Origin of the sequence: Streptomyces sp. NPDC096013, assembly GCF_044763565.1 — a bacterium.
Classification (GTDB): Bacteria; Actinomycetota; Actinomycetes; order Streptomycetales; family Streptomycetaceae; genus Streptomyces.
Map to the genome: position 1 here is coordinate 79,927 of NZ_JBIWGK010000005.1, position 22,165 is coordinate 102,091.

Genomic DNA, 22,165 nt, shown 5'->3' on the forward strand with positions numbered 1-22,165 from the left:
AGGGGCGCGGGGAACTGCGCGCCCGACCACAACGGACCCGCGGCCGACGCACGACCCTTCCGCGGCCCGCCTAACGCTCGGGCACCGCGAACACCGTGAGGACGGCCGCGTGGTCGGACGGCCAGCAATTGCCGGACACATCCGGCCACGGGTTGGGCGTACCGACCACGACCGTACGGGACTCCCGCACGGTCAGCCCCCGATACAGGACGTAGTCGATACGGTCCTGCGGCTCGGCGCGCCCACTGCCGTCCTCGTGCACAGGGTGGATCGGCGACCAGGTGTGCCCCGGCGATGCGACCGGGTCCGGATGCGCCTCCCGGTACGAGTCCCGCAGCCCCGCGTCCGCCGCCGCCTTGGTCACCGGCCACTCCACATCCGGCCAGTCGAGATGCGAGGGGCAGTTGAAGTCCCCGACCAGCACGACAGGCACCGAGTCGTCGCCCACCTCCGCGATCCGCCGGAGGGCATCCCGCATCTGGGCGAGCCGAACGCCCTCGTGGGCGATCAGATCCTCGGCCGGAAGCCCGTCGAACGCGGACTCGTAGGGGCCGTAGGGCGTGTAGTCGAGGTGGCAGGTCCACACGTCGACCTCCCGGCCCTCCCCCACGGCGATCCGCACCCCGGCCGCGCCGTAGAAGCCGACGTCCGGGTCACCGAAGCGGGCCGTGATCGGGTGGCGGCTGATGACGCCGAGATTCTCGCCCGCCCGGTGGTGGTGCCAGCCGAGCGCCTCGGCGAGTTCCTCCGCCGCCGTGCCGCCGGTCTCCTGGAGGCCGACCACGTCCGCGCCGGTCTCCGCGATGGCCTTCAGCTGCTTGGTGCGGTGGTCGTCGACCTTGCTGCCGCCGAGCCAGAGATTCCAGCTCAACACGCTTAGCTCGTACGGCGGTTGGGGCGTCACCAGCGCGCGCAGGGCGGCCGGGGTGACCCCGACGAGACTGTCGCGTACGGTCCGGCCGGGCGCCGCGTCTATCGGGGCGAGCGACGGCACCGCGAGGACCGCGCAGCCGGCCGCCTCGGCGGAGCTGACGCCGGTCTGGGTGTCCTCCACGGCCACACAGGCCGCCGGGTCGACGCCGAGGGCGCGGCAGGCGGCGAGGTAGGGGTCGGGTGCGGGCTTGGTGGGCCCGGTGTCGTCGGCGGTGACGGAGACCGCGAAGCGGCCGGCGCCGAGGGCGTCGAGGACGGTGTCGGCGACCGCGCGGGGGGAGGCGGTGACGAGCGCCGTGGGGACGCCGTCACGGGCGAGGGCGTCGAGCAGGTCGAGCGCGCCGGGGCGGGGCACGATGCCGGTGCGGACACGGGCGGCGAACTCCCGGTGCAGCGCGGTCGCGAGGTCCGCCGCCGGGGCGCCCGTGGCCCGGGCGAGCCAGTCGGCGGTGTGCTCGACCGGACGGCCGAGCACCTCCGGCTGGTCCGTGTCCGTCAGGGTCCTGCCCGCGACCTGCTCCACCGCCTCCCACCACAGCCGCTCGGTGTCGACGAGCGTGCCGTCCATGTCGAACAGAACGGCCTGGAGCGGGAGTTGGGTGTGGGGGGTCACGTTTCTCTCTTTCACTACGGGCGCTTGAAGCCCTACGGGTTGATGCGGTCCGCCACGAGGACCGGTCGCTTGGGCAGCGACACGCGTACGGCGACTCCGGCGCCCAGGGCGGTCGCCTCGTGCGTGGGCAGGTCGGCCTTGACCTCGGTGTCGTCGCCGAGCCGTACGGTGACGCGAACGACCGCGCCCAGGAAGGCGGTTGCGACGACACGCGCGCCGCCGGTCTCGTCCGCGCGGACGTCGATCGCCTCGGGGCGTACGAGCACGTCCACCTCGGGTCCCGCCGGTGCCTCGCCGTCGACCGGCAGCCGCTGGCCGAGGACCTCGACCGTGCCGTCGGTGAGCCGGCCCGGGATGCGGCTCATCGTGCCGACGAACTCGGCGACGAACGGGGTCGCGGGCCGGCCGTACAACTCGGCCGGGGCGGCGCACTGTTCGAGCCGTCCGGCGCGCATGACGGCGACCCGGTCGGCCATGGAGAGGGCTTCCTCCTGATCGTGCGTCACGAAGAGGGTGGTGATGCCGAGTTCCTGCTGGAGGCGGCGGATCTCCTCGCGCAGGGACAGCCGCACCTTGGCGTCGAGCGCCGACAGCGGCTCGTCCAGGAGCAGCACGCGCGGGCGCAGGGCGAGCGCGCGGGCCAGGGCGACGCGCTGCTGCTGGCCGCCGGAGAGCTGGTGCGGGAAGCGCTCGCCCTTGTCGCCGAGCCCGACGAGGTCGAGCAACTCGGCCGCACGGGAACGCCGTTCGGCCGTACGGACCTTGCGCATGCGCAGGCCGAAGGCGACGTTGTCGAGCGCGTTGAGATGCGGGAAGAGGCTGTACGACTGGAAGACCATCCCGGCGTCGCGGCGGTGCGCGGGCACGTCGGTGACGTCCTTGCCGTCGACCAGCACCTCGCCGGAGGTGGGGTGTTCGAAGCCGGCGAGCATGCGCAGGGCGGTGGTCTTGCCGCAGCCGGAGGGGCCGAGCAGGGCCAGGAACTCGCCGGGGCGGACGGTCAGGTCGAGTCCGTCGAGGGCGACCGTGGCGCCGAACTCCCGGCGCAGGCCCCGGAATTCGACGGTGGCGGCCTGGTCCGTGGTGGTCTTCTCAAGCGTGGTGGCGGTCATGGTTCATCCCCGGGACGAAGCGGTTTTGTCGCGCCCGCCGACACCGGCGAGCGTGAGGAGGAGTGCCCAGGTGACGACCAGGCTGAGCACGGAGACGGCGACGGAGAGCTGGGCGTTGGACCCGCCGACGCTGTAGATCCACACGGCGAAGGGCTGGAAGCCCAGGAGCTGGGCCACGGTGAACTCACCCAGGACCAAGGCCAGCGTGAGGAAGGAGGCGTTGAGCAACGCGCCCCGCAGATTGGGCAGTACGGTCCGCACGAGGGCCTGCGGCCAGTTCGCGCCGCAGCTGCGGGCGGCCTCGACGAGGGTCTTCACGTCGATGGCGCGCAGCCCCGAGTCCAGCGCCCGGTACACGAACGGCAGCGCCATCACGACGTAGGCGAGGACGAGGACGAACGGGAAGTCCGGGTTCTGGATGGCGACGAAGGTCTCGAACAGCGGGGTGCGCGAGAGGTAGTCGGGGCCCCACTTGAGGACGGTGGCGATCCCGGCGACGAACGCGATCGGCGGCACCACCAGCGGCAGCGAGCAGATCACCTCGACGACCGGGCGCAGCCGGGGCGCTCCGAGCCGTAGCGCGACCATGGCCGGGACCATCAGGAGCAGCACGACGGCGATGGTGGCGGCGGCGAGTTCCAGCGAGAGGACCAGGCTGGAGGTGAAGCCGGCGGTGGAGACGATCTGGGTGTAGGCGTCGAAGGTGACGCCCTCGCCGGGCACGTCGACGGTGAAGACCACGGACGCGGCGAGCGGGACCAGGAAGTACAGGGCGGCGAGGCCGAGGACGACCCACCGCCAGAGGTTCAGGCGTCCAGCCATCGCGCGCTCCGTCGTTGCAGGGGCAGGTACACGGCCATGACCACGCCCGCGACCAGGACCATGTCGAGGCTGAGGGCGAGGGCCACGTTCTCCTGACCGACCAGCACATTGCCGGAGATGGCGTCGGCGATCTGGAGGGTGACCAGCGGGATCGAACTGCCCACCATGGCCGCGGCGGTGGCGTAGGCGGCGAAGGCGCTGCCGAAGAGGAGGACGAACCCGCCGAGCAGCGAGGGCAGCAGCACCGGCAGGGCGACGTGCCGCCAGTACTGCACGCCGGTGGCGCCGTTGTTCTGCGCGGCCTCGCGCCACTGGGTGCGCAGGCCCTCCAGGGCGGGGGTGATGGTGAGGACCATCAGCGGGATGAGGAAGTAGAGGTAGACGAGGACCAGACCGGAGAAGCTGTAGAGGTCCCAGCCCTTGTCCTTGAGGCCCAAGTGGGTCGTCAGCACACCGGCGTTGCCGAGCGTGGCGACGAACGCGAAGGCCAGCGGCACCCCGCCGAAGTTGGCGAGGACGCCGGAGGCGGTGAGCACGGCCTCGCGCAGCGCGCGGAAGCGGGAGGTGACGACGACCTGCGCGAGCGGCAGCCCGAGCAGGGTGCCGAGGGCGGCCGAGAGCGCGGACAGCTTGACGCTGCCGACCAGCGCGGTGAGGTAGGCGCCCTTCAGGGACTCCGTGAGGTTGGCGGTGCTGTACGAAGTGGCGCCCGTCGCCTGGTTCTTGACGGTGAAGGCGCCGTTCAGCATCGCGACGGCGGGCACCCCGAAGGCGACCGCGACGAACACGAGCAGCGGGACCACGGCGATCCAGCCGGGAACGCGACGCCGCCGCTTCACGGAAGCGGCGGCGCCCACGTCGGCCCGCGTGAGCGTGGCCGTCATCCGGAGACGGCCTTCGCCCAGCCCTGCGCGATGACCGTCTTGGCCTTGCCCTGCTGGGCCTCGGTCGGGAAGGACGGCGTGCCGGTGACCTTGGGGAGCTTGGCGGCGGCGGTCTTGTCGAGCGTGCCAGCCGACTCCATGGAGCTCATCAGCGCCGGACGGGCGTAGCCCTTGAGCCACAGGTTCTGGCCCTCGGCGCTGTACAGGTACTCCTGCCACAGGCGGGCGGCCGCCGGGTGCGGGGCGTCCTTGTTGATGGCCTGCGAGTAGTACTGCGCGTACTGGCCGTCGCTGGGGATGGAGACCTTCCAGTCGACGCCCTTGGACTTGAACTCGTCGGCGTAACCGGCGTTGAGGTAGTCCCAGTCGATGGAGATGGGCGTCTCGCCCTTCTCCACGGTGGCCGGGGTCGACTCGACGGGCGTGTAGTTGCCGTTCTTCTTCAGCTTGGCGAAGAAGTCCAGGCCGGGCTGGATGTCGTCGAAGGAACCCTTGTTGGCGAGTGCCGCCGCGTACACGCCGCCGAAGGCCGAACCCGACTTGGTGGGGTTGCCGTTGAGGGCGACCTGGCCCTTGTACTGCGGCTTCAGCAGGTCCGCGAAGGTGGTCGGACAGGCCTTCACGCGCTTGGCGTCGCAGCCGATGGAGATGTAGCCGCCGTAGTCGTTGAACCACTGGCCCTTCGGGTCCTTCTGGCCCTCGGGGATCTGGTCGAACGAGGCGACCTTGTACGGCGCGAGCAGGCCCTGCTGGGCGGCGCTCAGCGCGAAGGAGGAGCCGAGGTCGAGGACGTCGGGCGCACGGTCCTGGCCCTTGCGGGAGGTGACGGCGTTGATCTCGTCCTGGCTGGAACCGTCCGGGTTCTCATCCGTGATCTTGATGCCGTACTTCTTCGTGAAACCGTCGATGAGGGCACCGTAGTTGGCCCAGTCGCGGGGCAGCGCGATGGCGTGCAGCGTGCCCTCCTTCTTGGCCGCCTTCACCAGGGCGTCCATGCCACCGAAGTCCGCGGCGGAGGCGGCGGTGGCGGCGTTCTTGCCGTCGGCGGTCGACGACGCGTTGTCGGGAGCGGCGCCGCAGGCGCTGAGGGCCAGCGCGGCGACGACGGCGAGGGAACCACCCAGGACGGCGTTTCTCGGCGGGGACACGGTCACGGTCTCTCCAGGGGTGCGCACGAGGGTTTGAGCAGAACGGAGAAAAGCGGGGAACTTGTCGGCAGAACTTGTCTGAACAAGTTGGCCTCAGTACGCCCGGTGATGGTGTCTTGTTCGTAAACATTGGCGAAACCGTGACCCCTCATTCCCTGCACACTCCTGGCTGACACGAATCACCGGGGGAACTGGACTACGCTGCTCACGCTGTGCACAGCTGCCGACTCAGAGGGGAAGCATGACGGCGCGACACGAGGAGATCGCCGACGAGCTGCGGAAGGCCATCGACCGCGAGGAGTACACAGTCGGCAGCCTGCTGCCCGCGGAGACGGACCTCGCCGCGCAGTACGGCGTCTCGCGCGGCACGGTGCGCCAGGCCGTCGCGACCCTCACCGCCGAGGGGCTGATCGGCTCCCGGCAGGGCGCCCGCCGGGTGGTGCTGGCCAGCCGGCGCAGCCAGAGCTTCGCGGAACTCCGCAGCTTCGCCGAGTGGGCCCGCGCGATGGAGCGCGAGGCGACCGGGCACGTGGTCGCGCAGGAGTACCGGCCGGCCACCGCCGAGGACGCCGTACGCCTCCAACTCGCGGCGGGCACGCCGGTGTTGCACGTCCTGCGGGTGCGCGGCCTGGACGGCGAGCCGGTCCTCCTGGAGCGGACGGTGTACGCCGACTGGATCTCCCCCGCCGTCGAGGCGATCGAGCCGGAGTGCCCGTCGGTGACCCAACGCCTGTACGACGACACGGGGTTGGTCTTCGCCTACGGCGAGCATGTCATCGACGCGGTCGCGGCCGGGGCGCAGGACGCGGAGCTGCTGGGCATCCGCCGCACGAGTCCGCTGCTCCGGGTCCGCCGGGTGACGACCACCCGCGAGGGGCGTCCTGTCGAGTGGTCCGACGACCGTTATCGGTCGGACGCGGTGAGCTTCAGTGTGCACAACTCGATAGGGAACAACGCGCTGGCGCGGAAGACGGCGGAGTGAGTGCGCGGGGTCGACTGGCCGCCATGCGGAACTAGTCGCCCGCCGGACCGGCCATCACGGCAGGGTGTCCGCCGAACGCCGCGAGCACCCGACCACCTGGCCCCCGACCACCCGGCCACCGCGCCACCCGCCTGAACGAGCCGCGCGGCCTCCGCTCCGATCCCCGCCCACCGCTCCTCCGGCCGCCCCGCACCGGCAGTCGCCCTTAGGCCCCTAGGTCGGCGAGCCGGACGAGAAGCGGCGGAGCAGCGGGGAGAGGACGAGCACGGACTTGGTGCGCTCCACGAAGGGCTCCCCCGCGATGCGCTCCAGGACCCGTTCGAAGTGGCGCATGTCGGCGGCGAAGACCTGGACGACCGCGTCCGCGTCGCCGGTGACGGTGGACGCGGCGACGACCTCCTGGTAGCGCTCCAGGCCGCGCCGGATGGTGTCCGGAGAGGTGTTGTGGCGGCAGTAGATCTCGACGAACCCCTCGGTCTCCCAGCCGAGCGCCGACGGGTCCACCCGTACGGTGAAGCCGGTGATGGCGCCGGTGGCCCGCAGCCGGTCCACGCGCCGCTTCACCGCGGGCGCGGACAGGCCGACGAGCTGCCCGATGTCCGCGAAGGAGCGGCGGGCGTCCTCGGCGAGGGCGTGCACGATGCGTTCGTCGAGTTCGTTCAGCACGGTGGATCGATCACTTCTCGGGCGGTGCGGGTGTTGCCAGTCGGGAACGGCGGTGGCCGTATACGAAGTAGAACACGAGCCCGACGGCCATCCAGACCCCGAAGACCACCCAGGTGACGGCCGAGAGGCTGCCCATCATCCACACGCACAGCGCGAAGCCCACGGCGGGCAGGACCGGGGACAGCGGTACGCGGAAGGTGCGGGACATGTCGGGGCGGGTCCGGCGCAGCACCACGACGGCGACGTTGACCAGCGCGAAGGCGAAGAGCGTGCCGATGCTGGTCGCGTCCGCGAGCTGGCCGAGCGGGATGGCGGCGGCGAGGACTCCGCAGAACAGGGACACGATGACGGTGTTGGCGCGGGGCGCCCCGGTCTTCGGGTGGACCCTGCCGAACACCTTGGGCACGAGGCCGTCCCGGGACATCGCGAAGAGGATGCGGGTCTGGCCGTAGAGCACGGTCAGGACGACGCTCGCGATGGCGATGACCGCGCAGGCGGCGAGGAGGGTGCCCCAGAAGGACTGGCCGGTGACGTCGCGCATGATCTGGGCGAGGGCGGCCTCCGAGTCGTTGAAGCGGCGCCAGGGCTTCGCGCCGACGGCGACGGCCGCGACGAGGACGTAGAGCGCGGTCACGATGACGAGGGAGAGCATGATCGCGCGGGGCAGGTCGCGCTGCGCGTTCTTCGCCTCCTCGCCGGCGGTGGAGGCGGCGTCGAAGCCGATGTACGAGAAGAAGAGCGTCGCCCCGGCCGCGCTGACACCGGCCATGCCGAGCGGCATGAAGTGCTCGTAGTTGCCGGACTTGAAGCCCTGGATGCCGATCGCGCAGAACAGCACCAGCGCGGCGATCTTCACACACACCATGACCGTGTTCGCGCGCGCGGACTCCTTGGCGCCGCCGAGCAGGAACGCCATGGCGAGGAGTACGACGATCAGCGCCGGGAGGTTGAAGACGCCGCCGTCGCCCGGCGGGGCGGACAGCGCGTTCGGGATGGTGACCCCGATCGTCCCGTCGAGGAGTTCGTTCAGGTACTCGCCCCAGCCGACGGCGACGGCGGCGACCGAGACGCCGTACTCCAGGATCAGACACCAGCCGCAGACCCAGGCGATCAGCTCGCCGAGCGTGGCGTAGGCGTACGAGTACGAGGAACCGGCGACCGGGATGGTGCCGGCGAGTTCCGCGTACGAGAGGGCCGAGAAGAGGGCGGTGAGGCCGGCGATCACGAAGGAGAGGGTGACGGCGGGGCCGGCCTTGGGGACTGCTTCGCCGAGGACGACGAAGATGCCGGTGCCGAGGGTGGCGCCGATGCTGATCATCGTCAGCTGCCAGAGCCCGAGGGAGCGGCGGAGCGAGCCGCCCTCGCCCTGGCCGCCCTCGGCGACCAGGCGTTCCACGGGCTTGCGGCGCATCAGACGCGCGCCGAGCCCTGGGGACGGCTCGGCGGTGTGACGATGGTCGTGCGGGGGTGCGCCTTGGTCGAGCACGCGGATGGCTCCTTGTCGCTGCCGGTCACGGCGACAGGGACCGACGGCACAAAGGAGGCCGCCGAGCGGAGGTCCTGCCGCGCGCTGGGTACAGCGCTCGACCTTACGAGGCCACGCGTCCCGACCGTAATGCGGCATCCTTGCGCGCCGCCGCAAGATCGTTGCGTTGGTGGGGCGGGGGTGCGGATTCGTTGCGTGGTGGGGGTGGGGGGAGGCAGGTGGGGGCCGAGGGGGCGGAGGGGGGTGCCGGGCGGCTGAGGGGGGGTGGGTGCCGGGCGGCGCGGAGTGCGGGTGGTGCGGAGTGCGTGTGGTGGGTGGCGGGGTGTCGCGGCGTGCGGGGTGAGTTCCGGGCGGCGCGGGGCGGAGCCGAGGGCGCGGGCGAAACGCCAGGCGGCGCGGGTCGGGTGTCGAGGGGCGCGGAGCGAAACGCCGGGCGGCGGGGGGGCAGGCTGTCGAGCGGCACGGAGCGAAACGCCGAGCGGCGCGGGGGGCAGTGTGTGGAGCGGCGCGGGGCAGGTGTTGAGCGGCTCGGCGGCGGGGTGTCGAGCGGCGCACCCCCCGTTAGCCCGCGCCCAGCCCCCCGTCAGCCCTCGTCCAGCCCGCCCGTCAAGCCTCGCCCGGCTCCCCCACCAGCCCTCGCCCAGCCCGCCCGCCAGCCCTCACCCAGCCCGCCCGTCAAGCCTCGTCCGGCTCCCCCGCCAGCTCGCGTGCTGCCGCCAGGTCGTCCTCGTCGAAGCCGATGCGGCCGGGCTGGCCGAAGACCTCTGCCTGGGCGTCGATCCAGCGGGTGTGAGCCTCCCAGGCGGCCTGCTTGGTCATGCCGAGGGCGGCGCCGATCTGGGTCCAGGAGGCGCCGGCCTCGCGGGCCGCGCGGACGGTGAGCTGGCGGCCGTACGCGGCCTTGCGGGCGACGACCTCGCTCAGGGCGAGCAGTTCGAGCGTCTCGGTGCGGTCGAGGGCCTCGGCGTCGCTGCCGAAGCCGGCGAGGGACTCGCGGGTGCGGAGGGCGTCCAGGCGGGCGACCGCGGTGAGGAGGGTGTGCTCGGGTTCGATGCTCTGCGGGGTCGTCATGGGTGCAGCGTCGCGTCAGGACGGCTTGACGTCAAGAGGGCCTGACGGGAGTTCCTTGGTGAGGAAGGTGCAGGGGTCGACGCACTCGCGGGTGACCCCGTCGTGGTCCACGTACGACCAGCGGTCCACGTAGTCCGTCAGGGGCCGGTAGCCGAGCCGCGCGTACAGGTCGGCGGCCCGCGGGTTGTCGGCCGCGACGCCCAGACCGAGCGCCGTACGGCCGCGCTCCCGGGCCAGTTCCTCGGCACGGCGGATCAGCGCGCCGCCGATCCCGCGCGAGCGCAGCTCCGGGGGCCACACGCCGAGACCGTTCAGTTCCGGGCAGTCGGGCAGGGCGGCCCGGACCTCCAGGTTCGCGCAGCCGCCCCAGATCACCTCCGCGTGCCCCACGGGCCGGCCGTCCAGCCAGGCGACGAGATACGTACCGCCGCCCGCCTCCTGACGCGCGAACCGCCGAGCGTGGGACGAGTCGGCCCCCGGCGAGCCGATCCACTCGTCGAGCAGCGCCACGTCGGCGGCCCGGCACACGGCGATCTCCATGCAGTCGACGGTATCTTCCGGGCACGCCGACGGCCCCCGAATATCCCGGGCGCCAGAACAACAGGGGCCGCAGCAAAGCAAGTTGGCCAACCCGAGCCCACATACGACGACGTGACCCACACCCGCCCACCGCCGCCGCACGCCAACGACCCCTGAACATCCCACCGCACGCCAACGACCCCTGAACATCCCGTCCACCAGGACAACAGGGGCCGTGACAACAGGGGCCGCAGCAAATCGAGTCGCGTCAGCTCCAGCTGGCGTGCAGCGGCTTGCCCTCTGCGTAGCCTGCCGCGCTCTGGATGCCGACGATCGCGCGGTCGGCGAACTCCTCCAGGGAGCCGGCGCCGGCGTAGGTGCAGGAGGAGCGGACGCCCGCGATGATCGAGTCGATCAGGTCCTCGACGCCCGGGCGGGCCGGGTCGAGGAACATGCGGGAGGTGGAGATGCCCTCCTCGAACAGCGCCTTGCGGGCGCGGTCGTAGGCCGACTCGTCCGACGTGCGGTTGCGGACCGCGCGGGCGGACGCCATGCCGAACGACTCCTTGTAGAGGCGGCCGTTGGCGTCCTGCTGGAGGTCGCCCGGCGACTCGTACGTGCCCGCGAACCACGAGCCGATCATCACGTTCGACGCACCGGCGGCGAGCGCCATCGCAACATCGCGCGGGTGGCGGACACCCCCGTCGGCCCACACGTGCTTGCCGTACTTCTTCGCCTCGGCGGCGCACTCCATGACGGCCGAGAACTGCGGCCGGCCGACGCCGGTCATCATGCGGGTGGTGCACATCGCGCCGGGGCCCACGCCGACCTTGATGATGTCGGCGCCCGCCTCGATGAGGTCCTTGACGCCCTCGGCGGCGACGATGTTGCCGGCCACGATCGGCACCTGCGGGTCGAGGGCACGGACCTGCCGGATCGCGCTGATCATCGACTCCTGGTGACCGTGCGCGGTGTCGATGACGAGGGTGTCCACGCCCGCGTCGAGCAGTTGCTTGGCCTTCTGCACGAAGTCGCCGTTGATGCCGACGGCCGCCGCGATGCGCAGCTTGCCGTCCGCGTCGACGGCCGGCGTGTACAGCGTGGCGCGCAGGGCGCCCTTGCGGGTGAGGATGCCGGCGAGCTTGCCGTCCTTGTCGACGGCGGGCGCGTAACGCCGGTTGGCGCCGTCCAGCTTGTTGAACGCCTCGCGGGGGTCGATGTCCGCGTCGAGCAGCAGCAGGTCACGGGACATGACCTCGCCGAGCTGGGTGAAGCGGTCCACACCGGTGAGGTCGGCGTCGGTGACGACACCGACGGGGCGCTGGGCCCCGTCCACCACGACACCGGCGTTGTGCGCGCGCTTGGGCAGCAGGGCCAGCGCGTCGGCGACGGTCTGGTGCGGGGCGAGCCGGATCGGGGTGTCCAGGACGAGGTGGCGGCTCTTCACCCAGGACACGACGTCGGTGACGACCTCGATCGGGATGTCCTGCGGGATGACCACGATCCCGCCGCGCCGGGCCACGGTCTCGGCCATGCGGCGGCCGGCGATGGCGGTCATGTTGGCGACGACCAGCGGGATGGTGGTGCCCGTGCCGTCCGGGGAGCTGAGGTCCACGCCCTGACGCGATCCGACCGCGCTGCGGCGCGGCACCATGAAGACGTCGTCGTACGTCAGGTCGTACGGGGGCTGGATGTCGTTGAGGAAACGCACGTGCTGCACATCCCAGTCGATCAGAGGTGGTCCCCGGACAGGTCAGCCAGGGGGAAGAGCACGTACTTCATTGTCCCATGTCGGGCGGAATGCCATGCCTCGGATCATCGTCCAGGCAGGTCGAGGGCGCCCCTGGAGGAATGTCCGAACGAACCCGTGATTCACGTGTGGGCAACCTTCGGGACACCTCGCGCATCGAACGGTCATGACTTCCCTCCGCACGGTGCTCGGGGCGGCGCTCACCGCCGTGGTGCTCGCCCTCGCGCCCGGCTCCGCCGCCCTGGCCGCCAGTCCCTCCCCCTCGCCGACGCAGGCGCACGCCGTGATCGAGGCGGACGCGCAGCTGAACGTGGGCCGGGCCGCGCAGCCGGTCCACGTGGGCTGGCAGTTCTACGACGACGGCGCGAACGTTCCCGTGCCCACGCACCAGACGCTGGTCATCGACGCCCGCGAGCTGGCGGGCGTCGCGGCCGTCACCGCGGACGACCCGAGGTGCACGGCCGCCGGGCAGGTCGTCACCTGCGTCGACGAGGAGGAGTCCCAGCCGCCGTACGTCGACTTCACCGTGCGGGCGGCCCCGGGCGCCGCCCTCGGCGCGACCGGCACGCTGACGTACACCGTCTCCGCCGAGCACGGCACCGGCACCACCGCGCACGCGAAGGTGGTCGTAGGCGTCCCGGAGCTGACCGTCGGCAAGGTGCCGGACGTGACGCACGCCAGGATCGGGTCCCGCGTCGAGCTTCCGCTCCGGCTGCGCAACACCGGCGACCTCGCCACCGACCGCCGCATCATGCTGCGCTGGGAGGAGGTGGGCGGGCTGGTCTTCGACCGGAAGTTCTCCAACTGCACCTACGGCGACGGCGACGACCCCGTCGAACCCGGCAGCCAGGCGTCCGTGACCTGCGTCTTCACCGCCCCGGTGGCCGCGGGGGCCACCGTCGAGCTGAGCAGCCCCCTGACCGCCACGGTCGGCGCCCACGTCCTGACCGCCGTCACCGACTACTCGGCCGAACTGCTGAAGCCCGGCGTGCAACCCGGCGGCGGCATCACCCCGGGGACCGGACCGGAGCTGACCCTGGTGCCCGCGTCCGGTTCGGGGAACGGCTTCGAGAGCGGTGCCACCGGCCAGTTCCGGGTCTCGGCGGACAGCTCGGCCGACCTCGCCGCCACCGCCGCGGTGACACCCCGCCGTACGGGCGGCGGGTGGACGCTGACCCTCAACGCCGTGAACCACGGCCCGGCCTCCGCGTACGGCGTCGGCAACAAGGCCGTCGCCCTCGTCGACGTCGTCCTCCCCCAGGGCACGGTCGCGACCGGCAACGCCTTCGAGGAGGGGGAGGACACGCCCTACGGCGAGTGCTTCCTCTGGGTGGGCAACGGCAAAACGGCGCCCTTCGCGGCGGGGCACCGGCACTACGTGTGCCCGGTGCCGCGCGGTGTCGCCGCCGGGAGGAGTCAGCTGTTCGTGCTGTGGGTGAAGGCGGCCAGGGACTACACCGGCGAGAAGGGCACAGCCACCGTGCTCCCCGGCCCGGCCGGCATCCCGCTGCACGACCCGGACTCCGCCAACGACCGCGCCACGTTCACCTTCACCGCCTCGACCGCGTCACCGACGTCGAGCCCGTCCGCGTCCTCGCCCGCGTCGAGCGCGTCCCCCACCCCGGGTGCGTCGGGCGGTACGTCGGCCACACCGACCGCGACGACCACGCCCGGCGGCACACTGCCGCACACGGGCACGGGCCCCATGGCACTCGTCGCCACCGCGGCGGCCGGAGCCGTGGTGCTGGGCTCGGCGACCCTGCTCGTCGCCCGCCGCAGGCGCAACTCCCTCTGACGCAGAGGCAGTTCAGTACAGGAAACGATGCAGGGGAGCCGACTCGGTCAGCAGCATCGTGAGCCGGTGGGCGAGGCGCTGCCACGCCTCGTCCTGCCCGTAGCTGAGCCTCACGTCCTCGCCGCCGCCCGCCTCGATCGCCGCGAAGAGCGTGGCCGTGTCTGCGTCGGGCGTGAGGTCCACCAGGGACAGCACCCGCGCCAGCGCGCCGACCAGGCCGACGGCGGTCTTCTCGGGGGTCAGGACGGTGGTGCGGACGGTGGCGACGACACCCGAGGGGTCGGGCAGGTCCGGCGGGGCCACGAGGAGGCCGGACAGCTCGCGCAGCAGCGCGTACAGCAAGTCCGTGTCCCCGGTGGGCAGTTCGACGATGCGCAGGCCCTCGTGCTCCCAACGGCCGTTCGGTGTCCACACCTTGGGGCCCCGGGCCACCGCCTCGGCGAGCGTCTCCCGCACCCGCCGGAAGGCCATGAGCCCGTCCGCGAAGAGCGCGTGGTCACCGCCCGCTCCGCCCACGGACTCGGCCAGGGGCGCCAGCAAGTGCTCTTCCACCCGGTCGCACTGCGCTTCGAGGTCCGGGTCCACGACCACGAGCCGGACCGACGTGCGCTGCTCCTGTTGCTCCATACCGGACACTCTGCCAGCCGCCTCGGACAATCGGGCTAGCGCCCGCCTCCGCCGAGCTCGAGCACCACGGACAGCGCCGGTGTCGCGTCGACCGCGTCCCCGAAGACGTCGACGGCGGTCGCCCACTCGTCGGGCCGTGCCGTGGCGTACGACCGCCAGTTCCGTACGACGACCAGCAGTCCCCGCTCGACCGCCTCCCCGGGCCACACGGTCTGGTCGCCGAGGCTGTCCGCGAGGGCGTCCCAGTTCCGGCCGAACCAGTCGGGCAGCTGGAGTGCCTGGACGCAGCGGTCCATCAGGCCGGCCTTGTCCGTGACCCCGTCGAGGTCCAGCGTGACCGCGAACTCCGTCATCTCAGTACCGTCCTGAACGACTTGTAGTGATCATCGGTGTAGTAGATCTCGCCGTCCTGCCCGGTGACAATGCGCCGGGCCCCGCGGTCCCGCGAGCCCGGCGTCCTGACGGTGTACTCGTGGTAGTAACCGCGCTTCTGCCGGGGCAGCAGCTTCTCGTAGTTCCCGAAGACGACCCCGTCCTTGGCGTACGGGAACGGTCCGCCCCGGTCGATGAGGGCGACGGTCCGCCGTGCCTCGGCGGGGAGCTGGGAGAGTTTGACGGTGGCGGTGTCACCGGTCGTGGCCGTGGAGGAACAGCCGACCGGCAGCAGTACGGCCAGAAAGACGAGAAGCACCCGGGAGACGAACCGCAGCAGCATGCGCCGATGCTGTCACGGCCGTCCCCGTACGACGTGGTGTCGCGGCCCGTCAGATCCCGTCGGGGTCCGTCCGGCTGAGCGCCGACTTCGGCGGCGACCCGGCCGTCATCAGGTAGTCCGCCGCGGCCGTGTCCGTCACCAGGCTGGTGACGAGCCCGGACCGCAGTACGGCGTCGATCGCCGCGGCCTTCCGCTGTCCGCCCGCGATCGCGACGACCTCGGGGATACGGCGCAGCTGGTCCGCCTTGACGGTGATGCACCGCTCGCCCAGGTCCCGGCCGACCCGGCGGCCCTCGGCGTCGAAGAGGTGCGCGGACGTCTCGGCGGCGACACCGAGGGACGAGTAGTGCGCCCGCTCCTGGTCGCTGAGCATGTCGTAGACCGTCGAGATGCCCGGCTCCCAGGAACCGATGGAGACGCAGGCGACCGTGACCTTGTCGAAGTACTCGAAGGCCCGGGCGATCCCCGTCTGGTGACGCAGCGCCTCGGCGGTGGCCGCGTCCGGCAGCAGCATCGGGGCGTAGATGGGGTGGGCGTCGCCGCCCGACACCTGCGCGGCCCGCCGTACCGCCTCGACCGAGCCGCGCTCGGCGGTCCCGGCGTCGTACACGCCCGTCAGCTGGACCACCGTGCAGGGCGGCAGCCGGTCGAGGGCCGCCGCCATGTGGATGGTGGACCGGCCCCAGGCCAGGCCGAGCACATCGCCCTCGGTGACCAGCTCGCCGAGCAGGTCGGCCGCGACCTCCCCGAGGTTCTCGGGGTCGGGCGACTCCTCGCTGACCTCGGCCGGGGACTCGACCACGACGGCGTGCCTCAGGCCGTACCGGGCACGCAGCGCGTCCGAGCGCTCCGCGTCCAGTTCGGCCGGTACTCGGATCTCGATGCGTACGAGATCCCGTTCGAGAGCGGTCTCCAGGACCCGGGCCACCTTGAAGCGGCTGACGCCGAACTCCTCCGCGATCTGGATCTTGGACTTGCCCTCAAGGTAGAAGCGGCGGGCCATGGCCGCCGCCTGCACCAGCTCTGCGGGTCCCATCCGCATGGCTGACCGGCCCGCCGACATACCCGACACGGCGATCTCCTCACTGCTGTTCACACTCTGGATTCGCCGTTCATCCTTGCAGATCCGGCGCACTTGATCAGCCTTGATGGCCGCCGTTCACATACCTGCCGCTCAGTGGTCGCACGCCCAGGATGCCTTGCCGGTGGCCCCCTCCGCCTGCGTGCGCAATGCACGTACCGCCGCGGCCGGGTCGGATGCCCCGTAGACCGCCGAACCGGCGACGAACACATCGGCTCCCGCGTCCGCGCAGCGCTCGATCGTCGAGGCCGAAACTCCCCCGTCGACCTGAAGCCACATCTCCAGTCCGTGCTTCTTGATCAGCTCACGGGTGCGGCGGATCTTCGGCAGCATGATGTCGAGGAACGACTGGCCACCGAAGCCGGGCTCCACGGTCATGATCAGCAGCATGTCGAGTTCGGGCAGCAGATCCTCGTACGGCTCGATCGGCGTCGCGGGCTTCAGTGCCATGGACGCGCGCGCTCCCTTGGCCCGAATCTCACGGGCCAGCCGCACCGGCGCACCGGCCGCCTCGACGTGGAAGGTGACGGAGGAGGCACCCGCCTCGACGTACTGCGGGGCCCAGCGATCGGCGTCCTCGATCATCAGATGGCAGTCCAGCGGGGTGTCCGTCGCCCGCGCCAGTGACTCTACGACCGGTACGCCGAGGGTCAGGTTCGGGACGAAGTGGTTGTCCATGACGTCGACGTGGAGCCAGTCCGCGCCGGACACTGCGTCGGCTTCGTCGGCGAGGCGGGCGAAGTCTGCGGACAGGATGCTGGGGTTGATCTGGACGGCCATGCCCCAAGCCTGCCATGCCCTCCGGGGGTTGGCCGCATCGGTCCGTTGTGGGTGGGGTTCCTTTTCGAGTGCGGGTCCGCTGTGGATGGGTGACCTTTCAGGTGCGGGTCCGCTGTGGCTGGGCGCGCAGTTCCCCGCGCCCCTTTCCAGGGCCCTTCCCCGGGCGGGGTGAGAACCGTGCCGTTCCGGTGAGTGGACCGCCCTGCTGCCGTATCTCCGCCATCACCGGGTCATCGCGCTGACGCACCGCAGGCACCCCTCCCAAGTCGGCGAGGACCTGCCCGTCCGACTCACCCCCGCACCGCCCTCCGTCTGACCCGGGGTGCGAGAATCCTGCGGTTCACCGGCTTTCGGCAGCGGGCAGGACACCTCAGCGGAGAGGGAGAGGGCAATGGGCACGGCACAGCCGTTCGGCTCCTACCAGAACGAGATCTACCTGAACGGGCTCGGCGGCATCGTGCCGTCCTACCCCATGGCCTTCGCGGAGCTGGAGGACCGGGCGAGTTCCGCGCTGCCGCCCTCCGTGTGGTCGTACGTCGCGGGCGGAGCCGGTGACGAACGCACCCAGCGGGCCAACGTCACCGCCTTCGACCACTGGGGCCTGGTCCCCCGCATGTTCGTCGGCGCGGCCGAACGCGACCTGTCCGTCGACCTGTTCGGGATGCGGCTGCCCTCCCCCGTGTTCATGGCCCCGATCGGCGTCATCGGCCTGTGCGCCCAGGACGGCCACGGCGACCTGGCGACCGCACGGGCCGCCGCGCGCACCGGCGTCCCGATGGTGGCCTCCACGCTGACGGTCGACCCGCTGGAGGAGGTGGCCGGCGAGTTCGGAGAGACTCCGGGCCTCTTCCAGCTCTACACCCCCACCGACAGGGACCTCGCCGCGAGCCTCGTCCACCGCGCGGAACAGGCGGGCTACAAGGGCATCGTGGTCACCCTGGACACCTGGGTCACCGGCTGGCGCCCGCGCGACCTCTCCACCGCCAACTTCCCTCAGCTGCGCGGCCACTGCCTCGCCAACTACACCAGCGACCCGGTCTTCCGCGCCCGCCTCGCACGCACCCCTGAGGAGGACCCGCAGTCCGCGGTCCTGCTCTGGACCCAGCTCTTCGGCAACCCCCTCACCTGGGACGACCTCCCCTGGCTACGGTCCCTCACCGACCTCCCGCTGATCGTGAAGGGCATCTGCCACCCGGAGGACGTCCGCCGCGCGAAGGACGGAGGCGTGGACGGCGTCTACTGCTCCAACCACGGCGGACGCCAGGCCAACGGCGGCCTCCCCGCCCTGGACGCGCTCCCGGCCGTGGTCGACGCGGCGGACGGTCTGCCGGTCCTGTTCGACTCGGGCGTCCGCAGCGGCGCCGACATCGTCAAGGCGATCGCCCTGGGCGCCACCGCCGTGGGAATCGGCCGCCCGTACGCCTACGGCCTCGCCCTCGGCGGCACGGACGGCATCGTCCACGTGCTCCGCTCACTCCTCGCGGAGACCGACCTGATCATGGCCGTGGACGGCTACCCGGCCCTGGCCGACCTCACCCGGGAAGCGCTCAGGCGCGTCGCCTGACCCGCGGGTCACCCGGTCCGGCGGATGAGCGCGAGGTACATCGCGTCGGTCCCGTGCAGATGCGGCCACAGCTGTACGTCGGGACCCTCGCCGAGTGCCGGGACGTCGGGCAGCAGCGGGCGGGCGTCGATCAGTTCGGTCTGCGGGAACTGCTTGAGCACGTCGTCCACGACGGCCCGGGTCTCGGCGAGATGCGGCGAGCAGGTCGCGTAGCCGACGACCCCGCCGACGCGCACGGACTCAAGGGCGGTGCGGAGCAGATCGCGCTGCAACGGAGCGAACCCTTCGAGATCCTCCGGCCTACGACGCCAGCGGGCCTCGGGCCGGCGGCGCAGCGCACCGAGTCCGGTGCAGGGCACGTCCATCAGCACCCGGTCGAAGGTGCCGGGCCGCCACGGCGGCCGGGTCCCGTCGGCGGCGATGACCTGGTACGGCCCCGGGTTCCCCGCGAGCGCCCTGGCCACCAGCCCCGCCCGGTGCGGCTGCTTCTCGGAGGCGAGGAGCACGGCCCCGCGTTCGGCGGCCACGGCGGCGAGCAGCGCGGCCTTGCCACCGGGCCCGGCGCACCCGTCGAGCCAGTACGTGTCACTCCCGTCCAGCGGCGCGTTGGCCAGCGCGAGGGCGACCAGCTGGCTGCCCTCGTCCTGCACCCCGGCCCGCCCCTCCTTCACGGCTGCCACGGCCCCGGGCTCGCCGCCCTCGCTGAGCCGCACGGCGTACGGCGACCAGCGCCCCGGCACCGCTGCCTCCTCGCGGAGCAGTTCCTCGGTGGTGGACCGGCCGGGCCGGGCGACCAGGGTCACCTCGGGCCGTTCGTTGTCGGCCTCCAACAGGTCCTCGATACCGGCACGCCCGCCGCCGAGCGAGTCCCACAGCGCGGAGACGACCCAGCGCGGGTGCGAGTGCACGATGGCGAGATTGTCCTCGGGGTCGTCGTCGTAGGGCGGCGCGACCTTCTCGATCCAGGTGTCGAGGTCGTCGTGGGCGACCTTCCGCAGCACGGCGTTGACGAACTTGGCCCGCCCGTCGCCGAGCACGACCCGGGCGAGCTCGACGGACGCCGACACCGCGGCGTGCGTCGGGATCCGCGTCCCGAGCAACTGGTGCACCCCGAGGCTCAGTACGTCCAGCACCGGCGGGTCGACCTCGCGCAACGGCCGGTCGACGCAGGCGGCGATGATCGCGTCGTACGTCCCCTGCCGCCGCAGCGTCCCGTAGACCAGCTCGGTGGCCAGCGCCGCGTCCCGGGCGTCGAAGTCACCCTTCTCCCGCGCCTTCCGCAACAGCGGCGGCAACACGAGGTTGGCGTACGCGTCCCGCTCGTCCACGGCCCTCAACGCCTCGAAGGCGAGAAAACGAACGGGATCCTTCTGCGGCCGCCGGTAGGGCCTGCCGGGCTTACGGGGTCGCGGGGACTGCTCACTCACGAAAAAGGTGCTCCGGATTTCTGGCTGAGATGTGGGTTCAGGGTACGTCGACCTGGGGTGTGGCGCGGTCGAGCGGCGGGTCGAGTTCCCCGGTGCGCATGGGGTCGTAGAGATCGGCGAGATCCTGTTTGGTGCCTTGCCGGGAACGAACCGAGGATGCGCGGCCGCTTGAGGATGTGGGCCCGGGTGTTGACGGTGGCCTCCAGGCGGCCGAGGTCACCGGGGCGGGGGTACCCGGCTGCGGCGGGTGGGTCCCGTCCCGCCCGCCTGAGCCGGGTGGGCGAGGACTGCGAAGGGTGGGCGGGCTGGGTTCCGCTCAGCGGTGGGCGGCGCGGTTCATCTCGACGACGTCCTCCCGGGTGGGCGCGTCCCCGAGGGCGGCGAAGCGTTCCAGCATGCTGTCACGGACGCGGGCGTCCTTCTCCGGGTCGGCCGCCGCGAGGGCCGCGGGCAGCTCGTCGAGGGTCAGCTCGGTGCAGTAGGCCGGGCCCATGGGCTGCTGGCGCCAGGAGTCGGCGAGGGGGCCGGCGTCGTAGGGGTCGAAGCCGGTGTCGTCGACCAGCCGCATGGCCACCCGTCGTGCCCGGTCGGAGTCGGCGGCGACAGGGAGGGCGATACGGCCCGGGGTGCCGGCGGGCGTGCCCATGGTGCGCTGGGTCTCCGCCAGGGCGGCGTTCCACGTCTTGACCACGGGACGGCCCAGCAGTTCGGCGTTGCGCACGCTCTCCACCTGGCCGTTCTCGACGGCCTCGATGCGGCCGTTGAGGTGGGGGTAGTAGTTGGTGGTGTCGATGACCACCGTCTCCGCACCGGCGTTGGCGAGCGGGCCGGCCAGTTCCGGGACCCGGTCGTAGGGGATGGACAGGATGATGACGTCCCGGTCCCGCACGGCGGCGTCCAGGGCCACGGCGCGGGCGCCGGTCTCCAGCACCTCGGCCCGTACGGCCTCGGGACCCCGCGCGTCGGCGACCTGCACGTCATGGCCGGCCGCGCTGAGCTTGCGGGTCAGGTTGCCCCCGATCGCTCCAGCGCCGATAACGGTTATTTTCATGATTTGTCCTCTGTCTGGTCGCACTGCCCCCAGGGCAGCACGGGGTGACGGCGGGGCGAGCGGCCCGCGCCGGAGTCATGGGTGGGAAGGGTCGTGGGTGGGAAGGTGCGGGCGGCGCCCCGAGCGGCTATCCGGGAGTGTCGCCCGTTTCGTGCAGGCAGCCCATCGCCTGATCCGCGAGGTCGGGCAGGGACGCGGTCCCGCCGGTGGCGATCCAGGCGTCGGTGGCCGCGTCCAGACAGGCGATCGCCGCCGCGGTGAGCGCGTTCGCCCGCATGTCGGTCACCGGGTCGGGCCCGCCGAGCCGGCGGGAGACCTCCGGGGCGATCACGCTCTGCCAGCCCTGGGTCTTCTCCCAGTGGCGCGTCATCAGCAAGCACGCCTGGCTGAGCAGCCGCATCATGTCCGCGGGTGATCCGGGTCCACCGGGCCCGGCCTCGGTGATCACATCGAAGGCGCGGCGCAACGCGTACCAGGGGGTTTCCCCGGCGGGGCGGGCGGCGAGGGCATCGGCGACCTGACGGCCGTACTCACCGACCCGGCCGAGCACGACTTCCTCCTTGGTGCCGAAGTACCGGAAGAACGTGGTGCGCGACAGCCCGGCCGCGGCGGCGATCTGCTCCACGGTCGTGCTCTCGAAGCCCTGCTCGGCGAAGAGCCGGAAGGCGACGTCGCTGACCTCCGCACGCATCGCGGCACGCGTCCGCTCTCGCAGGGAGGCGCGCTTGGCAGGCGCGGGGTCGGATGAAGTCTTCGCGGAGTCGGCCATGCCACGAGTGTACACAGGCCCAACATGGAACGGAGTACCAAGTTGAGTTAACGTTGCATTTATAGACTCCGTACCACAAGAGGAATCAGCACTCCCACCGTCCCGAGGGCCAAGGGGTCAGCTCATCAGCGGGACGCCAGCCCAGCAGCGGGGCGGTAGAAAAGAACGGGGGACCGCGAACCTCCCCATCGTCGAACTGGCCACCGTCACCCCCGGCGGCAACAAGCCACAGCCCCTGCGCGAGGCCATCGACGCGTTCGATGGCCTTGGACGCAGCCCGACGGCCCGAAGACCAAGACGAGGAAGGGCGCCCTGAATGTTCAGGGCGCCCTTCCTCGTCGTATCCCAAGCAGGCGGCTGGTTAAAGCTG

The 22,165-nt window shown here is 71.8% G+C and carries 21 protein-coding genes; 3 read left to right on the forward strand and 18 right to left on the reverse strand.

Going from position 1 to position 22,165, the window contains the following annotated elements; genetic code table 11:
• Positions 1-70: 70 nt before the first annotated feature.
• The 5 genes from ACIRB1_RS18430 to ACIRB1_RS18450 are packed head-to-tail and all read right to left on the reverse strand — an operon-like array spanning position 71 to position 5,518.
• On the reverse strand, positions 71-1,546 hold the full coding sequence (locus ACIRB1_RS18430) for an HAD-IA family hydrolase (RefSeq protein WP_403466267.1): 1,476 nt from the start codon (positions 1,544-1,546) through the stop codon (positions 71-73).
• 32 nt (positions 1,547-1,578) lie between these two features.
• Positions 1,579-2,658, reverse strand: a complete 1,080-nt coding sequence (locus ACIRB1_RS18435) for an ABC transporter ATP-binding protein (protein WP_403466268.1) — start codon at positions 2,656-2,658, stop codon at positions 1,579-1,581.
• Between the two features lie 3 nt (positions 2,659-2,661).
• Positions 2,662-3,480: an ABC transporter permease subunit gene (locus tag ACIRB1_RS18440; protein WP_352180456.1), complete on the reverse strand. Its 819-nt coding sequence runs from the start codon at positions 3,478-3,480 to the stop codon at positions 2,662-2,664.
• Positions 3,465-4,364, reverse strand: a complete 900-nt coding sequence (locus ACIRB1_RS18445; protein WP_352180455.1) for an ABC transporter permease subunit — start codon at positions 4,362-4,364, stop codon at positions 3,465-3,467. The genes ACIRB1_RS18440 and ACIRB1_RS18445 overlap by 16 nt, the downstream gene beginning before the upstream one ends.
• Entirely contained in the window at positions 4,361-5,518 is a 1,158-nt protein-coding gene (locus ACIRB1_RS18450; RefSeq protein WP_352180454.1) for an extracellular solute-binding protein, read from the reverse strand. Before ACIRB1_RS18450 ends, ACIRB1_RS18445 begins: the two co-directional genes overlap by 4 nt.
• Positions 5,519-5,753: 235 nt before the next feature.
• Between ACIRB1_RS18450 and ACIRB1_RS18455 the strand changes: the two genes are divergently transcribed.
• Positions 5,754-6,494 (forward strand): GntR family transcriptional regulator, encoded by a 741-nt coding sequence (locus tag ACIRB1_RS18455; protein WP_352180453.1) that lies wholly within the window; start codon positions 5,754-5,756, stop codon positions 6,492-6,494.
• A 213-nt stretch (positions 6,495-6,707) separates the two neighbouring features.
• Here the strand turns inward: ACIRB1_RS18455 and ACIRB1_RS18460 are convergent, their stop codons facing one another.
• The 5 genes from ACIRB1_RS18460 to ACIRB1_RS18480 form a co-directional block, all read right to left on the reverse strand.
• A complete protein-coding gene (locus tag ACIRB1_RS18460; protein ID WP_019059706.1) occupies positions 6,708-7,160 on the reverse strand; it encodes an Lrp/AsnC family transcriptional regulator in 453 nt (150 codons plus the stop codon).
• Positions 7,161-7,170: 10 nt separating this feature from the next.
• Positions 7,171-8,646 carry an amino acid permease gene (locus ACIRB1_RS18465; protein ID WP_403466269.1) on the reverse strand — a complete coding sequence of 492 codons (1,476 nt, stop codon included), beginning with the start codon at positions 8,644-8,646 and terminating at the stop codon, positions 7,171-7,173.
• 675 nt (positions 8,647-9,321) lie between these two features.
• The gene (locus ACIRB1_RS18470) at positions 9,322-9,717 is read right to left on the reverse strand and encodes a hypothetical protein (protein WP_403466270.1); all 396 of its coding nucleotides are present in this window, start codon (positions 9,715-9,717) and stop codon (positions 9,322-9,324) included.
• 15 nt (positions 9,718-9,732) lie between these two features.
• Positions 9,733-10,257, reverse strand: a complete 525-nt coding sequence (locus ACIRB1_RS18475; protein ID WP_403466272.1) for a GNAT family N-acetyltransferase — start codon at positions 10,255-10,257, stop codon at positions 9,733-9,735.
• Between the two features lie 247 nt (positions 10,258-10,504).
• Positions 10,505-11,947 carry a GuaB1 family IMP dehydrogenase-related protein gene (locus tag ACIRB1_RS18480; RefSeq protein WP_403466493.1) on the reverse strand — a complete coding sequence of 481 codons (1,443 nt, stop codon included), beginning with the start codon at positions 11,945-11,947 and terminating at the stop codon, positions 10,505-10,507.
• A 205-nt stretch (positions 11,948-12,152) separates the two neighbouring features.
• On the opposite strand from ACIRB1_RS18480, the gene ACIRB1_RS18485 reads away from it, so the two are divergent.
• Positions 12,153-13,781, forward strand: coding sequence for an LPXTG cell wall anchor domain-containing protein (locus ACIRB1_RS18485; protein ID WP_352180449.1), 1,629 nt, complete (start codon positions 12,153-12,155; stop codon positions 13,779-13,781).
• A gap of 12 nt (positions 13,782-13,793) precedes the next feature.
• Here the strand turns inward: ACIRB1_RS18485 and ACIRB1_RS18490 are convergent, their stop codons facing one another.
• The 5 genes from ACIRB1_RS18490 to rpe form a co-directional block, all read right to left on the reverse strand.
• Positions 13,794-14,408: a hypothetical protein gene (locus tag ACIRB1_RS18490; RefSeq protein ID WP_352180448.1), complete on the reverse strand. Its 615-nt coding sequence runs from the start codon at positions 14,406-14,408 to the stop codon at positions 13,794-13,796.
• A 35-nt stretch (positions 14,409-14,443) separates the two neighbouring features.
• Positions 14,444-14,761, reverse strand: a complete 318-nt coding sequence (locus tag ACIRB1_RS18495; RefSeq protein ID WP_403466273.1) for a barstar family protein — start codon at positions 14,759-14,761, stop codon at positions 14,444-14,446.
• Entirely contained in the window at positions 14,758-15,123 is a 366-nt protein-coding gene (locus ACIRB1_RS18500) for a ribonuclease domain-containing protein (protein ID WP_352180446.1), read from the reverse strand. Before ACIRB1_RS18500 ends, ACIRB1_RS18495 begins: the two co-directional genes overlap by 4 nt.
• A 49-nt stretch (positions 15,124-15,172) precedes the next feature.
• Complete coding sequence (locus tag ACIRB1_RS18505; protein ID WP_352180445.1) at positions 15,173-16,219, reverse strand: sugar-binding domain-containing protein; 1,047 nt, start codon at positions 16,217-16,219, stop codon at positions 15,173-15,175.
• A gap of 78 nt (positions 16,220-16,297) precedes the next feature.
• Positions 16,298-16,984: a ribulose-phosphate 3-epimerase gene (gene rpe, locus ACIRB1_RS18510; RefSeq protein WP_403466274.1), complete on the reverse strand. Its 687-nt coding sequence runs from the start codon at positions 16,982-16,984 to the stop codon at positions 16,298-16,300.
• Positions 16,985-17,375: 391 nt separating this feature from the next.
• Between rpe and ACIRB1_RS18515 the strand changes: the two genes are divergently transcribed.
• Positions 17,376-18,548: an alpha-hydroxy-acid oxidizing protein gene (locus tag ACIRB1_RS18515; protein WP_352180443.1), complete on the forward strand. Its 1,173-nt coding sequence runs from the start codon at positions 17,376-17,378 to the stop codon at positions 18,546-18,548.
• Positions 18,549-18,556: 8 nt separating this feature from the next.
• Here ACIRB1_RS18515 and ACIRB1_RS18520 read toward each other — a convergent pair whose 3' ends face one another.
• The 3 genes from ACIRB1_RS18520 to ACIRB1_RS18530 all read right to left on the reverse strand — a co-directional run bounded on the left by ACIRB1_RS18520 (position 18,557) and on the right by ACIRB1_RS18530 (position 21,795).
• Positions 18,557-19,975 carry a transcription antitermination factor NusB gene (locus ACIRB1_RS18520; protein WP_352180442.1) on the reverse strand — a complete coding sequence of 473 codons (1,419 nt, stop codon included), beginning with the start codon at positions 19,973-19,975 and terminating at the stop codon, positions 18,557-18,559.
• Positions 19,976-20,291: 316 nt separating this feature from the next.
• Positions 20,292-21,026 carry an NADPH-dependent F420 reductase gene (locus tag ACIRB1_RS18525; RefSeq protein ID WP_403466275.1) on the reverse strand — a complete coding sequence of 245 codons (735 nt, stop codon included), beginning with the start codon at positions 21,024-21,026 and terminating at the stop codon, positions 20,292-20,294.
• A gap of 127 nt (positions 21,027-21,153) precedes the next feature.
• Positions 21,154-21,795: a TetR family transcriptional regulator gene (locus ACIRB1_RS18530; protein ID WP_352180440.1), complete on the reverse strand. Its 642-nt coding sequence runs from the start codon at positions 21,793-21,795 to the stop codon at positions 21,154-21,156.
• Positions 21,796-22,165: the final 370 nt, after the last annotated feature.

Bases quoted from the DNA above. Each gene is read 5' to 3' on its own strand.
- ACIRB1_RS18435 (WP_403466268.1), bottom strand. From the start codon at position 2,658: ATGACCGCCACCACGCTTGAGAAGACCACCACGGACCAGGCCGCCACC.
- ACIRB1_RS18440 (WP_352180456.1), bottom strand. From the start codon at position 3,480: ATGGCTGGACGCCTGAACCTCTGGCGGTGGGTCGTCCTCGGCCTCGCC.
- ACIRB1_RS18445 (WP_352180455.1), bottom strand. From the start codon at position 4,364: ATGACGGCCACGCTCACGCGGGCCGACGTGGGCGCCGCCGCTTCCGTG.
- ACIRB1_RS18455 (WP_352180453.1), top strand. From the start codon at position 5,754: ATGACGGCGCGACACGAGGAGATCGCCGACGAGCTGCGGAAGGCCATC.
- ACIRB1_RS18470 (WP_403466270.1), bottom strand. From the start codon at position 9,717: ATGACGACCCCGCAGAGCATCGAACCCGAGCACACCCTCCTCACCGCG.
- ACIRB1_RS18475 (WP_403466272.1), bottom strand. From the start codon at position 10,257: ATGGAGATCGCCGTGTGCCGGGCCGCCGACGTGGCGCTGCTCGACGAG.
- ACIRB1_RS18485 (WP_352180449.1), top strand. From the start codon at position 12,153: ATGACTTCCCTCCGCACGGTGCTCGGGGCGGCGCTCACCGCCGTGGTG.
- ACIRB1_RS18490 (WP_352180448.1), bottom strand. From the start codon at position 14,408: ATGGAGCAACAGGAGCAGCGCACGTCGGTCCGGCTCGTGGTCGTGGAC.
- ACIRB1_RS18495 (WP_403466273.1), bottom strand. From the start codon at position 14,761: ATGACGGAGTTCGCGGTCACGCTGGACCTCGACGGGGTCACGGACAAG.
- ACIRB1_RS18500 (WP_352180446.1), bottom strand. From the start codon at position 15,123: ATGCTGCTGCGGTTCGTCTCCCGGGTGCTTCTCGTCTTTCTGGCCGTA.
- rpe (WP_403466274.1), bottom strand. From the start codon at position 16,984: ATGGCCGTCCAGATCAACCCCAGCATCCTGTCCGCAGACTTCGCCCGC.
- ACIRB1_RS18515 (WP_352180443.1), top strand. From the start codon at position 17,376: ATGGGCACGGCACAGCCGTTCGGCTCCTACCAGAACGAGATCTACCTG.
- ACIRB1_RS18525 (WP_403466275.1), bottom strand. From the start codon at position 21,026: ATGAAAATAACCGTTATCGGCGCTGGAGCGATCGGGGGCAACCTGACC.
- ACIRB1_RS18530 (WP_352180440.1), bottom strand. From the start codon at position 21,795: ATGGCCGACTCCGCGAAGACTTCATCCGACCCCGCGCCTGCCAAGCGC.